At 73.9% G+C, this 4,654-nt stretch carries 4 protein-coding genes; 3 read left to right on the top strand and 1 reads right to left on the bottom strand.

The features are described from left to right. Window positions 1-730: 730 nt before the first annotated feature. Complete coding sequence (locus tag ABD317_RS28740) at window positions 731-1,402, bottom strand: response regulator (protein ID WP_037784024.1); 672 nt, start codon at window positions 1,400-1,402, stop codon at window positions 731-733. Window positions 1,403-1,756: 354 nt separating this feature from the next. On the opposite strand from ABD317_RS28740, the gene pdhA reads away from it, so the two are divergent. The 3 genes from pdhA to ABD317_RS28725 form a co-directional block, all read left to right on the top strand. Continuing rightward, a complete protein-coding gene (pdhA, locus tag ABD317_RS28735; protein ID WP_425582458.1) occupies window positions 1,757-3,193 on the top strand; it encodes a pyruvate dehydrogenase (acetyl-transferring) E1 component subunit alpha in 1,437 nt (478 codons plus the stop codon). Window positions 3,194-3,195: 2 nt separating this feature from the next. Next, complete coding sequence (locus ABD317_RS28730; RefSeq protein ID WP_027756860.1) at window positions 3,196-4,200, top strand: transketolase C-terminal domain-containing protein; 1,005 nt, start codon at window positions 3,196-3,198, stop codon at window positions 4,198-4,200. Between the two features lie 21 nt (window positions 4,201-4,221). Then, window positions 4,222-4,654, top strand: a 433-nt coding sequence (locus ABD317_RS28725) for a biotin/lipoyl-containing protein (RefSeq protein WP_344293447.1), incomplete at its 3' end; no start/stop codon positions are given.

The following is a 4,654-nucleotide window of genomic DNA, read 5'->3' as shown; positions in this document are numbered from 1 at the left end:
GGCTGCGCCCCGGACCCGCACGGGGCTGCGCCCCGGACCCGCACGGGGCTGCGCCCCGGACCTCCACGGGGCTGCGGCCCGGACCTCCACGGGGCTGCGGCCCCGGCCCCGCACGGGCCTGCGGCCCCGGGCCGACACGGGGCTACGCCCCGGGCGCTCGCGGGGCTGTGCACCCGGACATGCACTGGGCTGTCCCCCTGGGCCCACACGGGCCTGCGGCCCCGGCCCGCACGGGGCTACGCCCCGGGCCCCCACGGGACTGCGCCCCGGGCCCCGCTCGCCCCCCGCGGGGCTGGCGCCCTCGGGCCCTCGCCGGGCTGCGCCTCGGACGCGCACTGGGTTGTGCCCCTGGGGCCCACCACGGGCCTGCGGCCCCTGACCCCGGGGGGCTGTGCCCCCGGGCCCTCGCGGGGCTGCGCCCCCAGACCCACGGGGCTGGCGCCCTCGGGCCCTCGCCGGGCTGCGCCTCGGACGCGCACTGGGTTGTGCCCCTGGGGCCCACCACGGGCCTGCGGCCCCGGACCCCGCGGAGCTGTGCCTCCAGGCCCCCGCGGAGCTGTCCGCCCCGGACCCCCACGGGCTGCGCTTTCGGCTTCCCGTAACGGTCTCCCGGCCGCGCCACCGGACTGCGGCTCCCGCGGCCGCTCGGCCCTCACCTGGGCTCCGGCCCTCAGCCGCTCGCCCTCCGGGCCTCTCGGCGCCTCGCGCTCCCCCTCCCCGCGGTCGGGCGCTACCCCTCTCGGTCGCCCTGTTCCGCCTGCCGGCGGGCGACGTACGCCGCCGCCTGCGATCTGCGCTCCATGCCCAGCTTCGACAGCAGGCTGGACACGTAGTTCTTGATCGTCTTCTCCGCCAGGTGCAGCCGTTCGCCGATGGCCCGGTTGGTCAGTCCCTCGCCGATCAGGTCGAGGATCCTGCGTTCCTGGTCCGTCAGGCCGGCCAGCTTCTCGTCGTCCCGCCCGCGGCCGCCGTCGCGGAGGCGCTCCAGCACCCGCGCCGTCGCGACCGGGTCGAGCAGCGACTTGCCGGCGGCCACGTCCCGTACGGCGGTCAGCAACTCGTTGCCCCGGATGGCCTTCAGCACGTACCCGGACGCGCCCGCCATGATCGCGTCGAAGAGCGCCTCGTCGTCGGCGAACGACGTGAGCATGAGGCACCTGATGTCCTCGTTCCGGGAGCGGATCTCGCGGCACACCTCAACGCCGCTGCCGTCCGGCAGCCGCACGTCGAGCACCGCCACGTCCGGCCGTACCGCCGGGATGCGGACGAGTGCGTCGGCGGCCGTGCCGGCCTCGCCGACGACCTCGATGTCCGGCTCGGCGGCCAGCATCTCGTGCACCCCCCGACGGACCACTTCGTGGTCATCGAGTAGGAATACGGTGATTTTTCCATCTATGGCCACATCCCCAGTCTCACATACTGGGTCTTCCCGCGCTCACGGCCGCCGGGATAACGTGCCAGTGTCCCGGCAGCCTGCGAGGCTGTGACCAGTGGACCCGGCGCCGACGCGGCGGCCCGCCCCCTGCATTACTAGGAAATCAAAGCAAAACCGCAGGTCAGGACGGATCGCGAAGCACCGGACCACTGTGTAACGTGCCTGCCAGTGGGAAGGATGCCGGGCGCCTGTCACACCCGATCCCCCGCCCGTGCACCCACCCCGTGCACGTACGGGAACCGGGTGAGCCGCCCTCCGCTGCCGCGGAGGACCCGAAGGCCACCGGCGATCCCGGGGGCCGGAGAGACGTCAGGAGAGACCGTGACCGAGAGCACTGCCGCGCGCGACCCGCGCCGCAGCAGCAAGCGCACCAGCGGGAGCGACGGCGTGAGGGCGGGCGCGGCGAGCGCGAGCGCGTCCGCGACGGCGGCGCCCACGGCGCCCACGGCGCCCGCCCACGCACCCGCGGCGCCCGCGAAGAAGGCAGCGGCCAAGAAGACGCCGGCCGGGAAGGCACCCGCGAAGAAGGCCGCCGCCAAGAAGGCCGCGAAGAAGACCGCCGCGAAGAAGACCGCCGCCAAGAAGGCACCCGGCAAGAAGGCGCCGGCCAGGAAGGCGGCGCAGAGCGCCCCCGCCGCGCCGACGGCCGCCCTCGCCGGCGGCTCCGAGCTGGTGCAGCTGCTCACCCCCGAGGGCGAGCGCGTCGCACACCCCGAGTACGCCGTCGACCCGAGCCCCGAGGAACTGCGCGGCCTCTACCGCGACATGGTCCTCACCCGCCGCTTCGACGCCGAGGCCGTCACCCTGCAGCGCCAGGGCGAGCTGGGCCTGTGGCCCTCGCTGCTCGGCCAGGAGGCCGCCCAGGTCGGCTCCGGCCGGGCGACCCGTGCGGACGACTACGTCTTCCCCACGTACCGCGAGCACGGCGTCGCCTGGTGCCGCGGCGTGGACCCGACGCTGCTGCTCGGCATGTTCCGCGGCGTGAACAACGGCGGCTGGGACCCGAACAGCAACAACTTCCACCTCTACACGATCGTCATCGGCTCCCAGACGCTGCACGCCACCGGCTACGCCATGGGCGTCGCCAAGGACGGCGCCGACTCCGCCGTCGTGGCGTACTTCGGCGACGGCGCGTCCAGCCAGGGCGACGTCGCCGAGGCGTTCACCTTCGCGTCCGTCTACAACGCGCCGGTCGTCTTCTTCTGCCAGAACAACCAGTGGGCCATCTCCGAGCCCACCGAGCGCCAGTCCCGCGTCCCGCTCTACCACCGCGCCGCCGGCTACGGCTTCCCCGGCGTCCGGGTCGACGGCAACGACGTGCTCGCCGTGCTCGCCGTCACCCGCAAGGCGCTGGAGCACGCCCGCTCCGGCCAGGGCCCGATGCTGGTCGAGGCGTACACGTACCGCATGGGCGCCCACACCACCTCCGACGACCCCACCCGCTACCGCAGCGACGACGAGCGCGCCGCCTGGGAGGCCAAGGACCCGATCCTGCGGCTGCGCACCCTGCTGGAGCGGGAGGGCCTCGCCGACGCGGCGTTCTTCGCCGCGCTGGACGAGGAGAGCGACGCGCTGGCCAAGCGGGTGCGCGAGGCCATCAGGACCATGGAGAACCCGGAGCCGATGGCCATCTTCGAGAACATCTACGCCGACGGGCACGCCGTCGTGGACGAGGAGCGTGCGCGCTACGCGGTGTACCAGGCGTCCTTCGCCGATCACGACGCGGACCACGCGGGCGCCGCCGGGAAGGGGCACTGATCATGGCGATCGAGAAGATGGCACTGGCCAAGGCGATCAACGCATCCCTGCGCACGGCCATGGAGGACGACGCGAAGGTCCTCGTCATCGGCGAGGACGTCGGCAAGCTCGGCGGCGTCTTCCGCGTCACCGACGGGCTGCAGAAGGACTTCGGCGAGGAGCGGGTCATCGACTCGCCGCTGGCCGAGTCCGGCATCGTCGGCACCGCGATCGGGCTGGCGCTGCGCGGCTACCGGCCGGTGGTGGAGATCCAGTTCGACGGGTTCGTCTTCCCCGCGTACGACCAGATCGTCACGCAGCTCGCGAAGATGCACGCGCGGGCGCTGGGCACGGTCAAGCTGCCGGTCGTCATCCGGATCCCGTACGGCGGCGGCATCGGCGCGGTGGAGCACCACAGCGAGTCCCCGGAGGCGCTGTTCGCGCATGTGGCGGGGCTGAAGTGCGTCTCGCCCTCGACGCCCGCGGACGCCTACTGGATGCTGCAGCAGGCCATCCACAGCGACGACCCGGTGATCTTCTTCGAGCCCAAGCGGCGCTACTGGGACAAGGGCGAGGTCTCCCTGCCTGACAGCGGCTTCGCCGCGGGCTCCGCGATTCCCATGCCGCTGCACGAGGCGCGGGTCGCCCGGGAGGGCACGGACCTCACGCTCGCGGCGTACGGGCCGATGGTGAAGACCTGTCTGGAGGTCGCCGCGGCGGCGGCCGAGGAGGGCACGTCGCTGGAGGTCGTGGACCTGCGCTCGATGTCGCCGATCGACTTCGACACCGTGCAGCGCTCGGTGGAGAAGACCGGCCGGCTGGTCGTCGTGCACGAGGCCCCGGTGTTCTACGGCTCCGGCGGCGAGATCGCCGCGCGCATCACGGAGCGGTGCTTCTACCATCTGGAGGCCCCGGTGCTGCGCGTCGGCGGCTTCCACGCGCCGTACCCGCCGGCGAGGCTGGAGGAGGAGTACCTCCCGAACCTGGACCGGGTACTCGATGCCGTCGACCGCGCGCTGGCGTACTGAAGAGGGAGCGTGTCCGTGACCATGAGCAACACCGCGCGCCTCCGCGAGTTCCGGCTGCCCGACGTGGGCGAGGGCCTGACGGAGGCGGAGATCCTCAAGTGGTACGTCCAGCCGGGCGACCCCGTGCACGACGGCATGGTGGTCTGCGAGGTGGAGACGGCCAAGGCGGCGGTCGAGCTGCCGATCCCGTTCGACGGGGTGGTGCAGGAGATCCGCTACGCCGAGGGCGACACGGTCGACGTCGGGACGACGATCATCGCGGTCGACACGGAGCCGGGGGCCGCGGAGCCCGGGGCCGCCCCCGGACCCGGGGGGACCGCGGCACCGGCCGATGCCGAGGGTGCCGGAACCCCGCCCGCGGGCGCGGGGTCCGAGGCCGGAACCCCGGCCTCGGATGAGCCGCACGCGGGCGGTGCCTCCGGGGCACCGGCCGGCGGCCCGGGCGAGCCCAGCG

It is taken from the genome of Streptomyces synnematoformans, assembly GCF_039531005.1.
GTDB lineage: Bacteria > Actinomycetota > Actinomycetes > Streptomycetales > Streptomycetaceae > Streptomyces > Streptomyces synnematoformans.
This window is presented reverse-complemented; position numbering and strand designations above follow the sequence as displayed.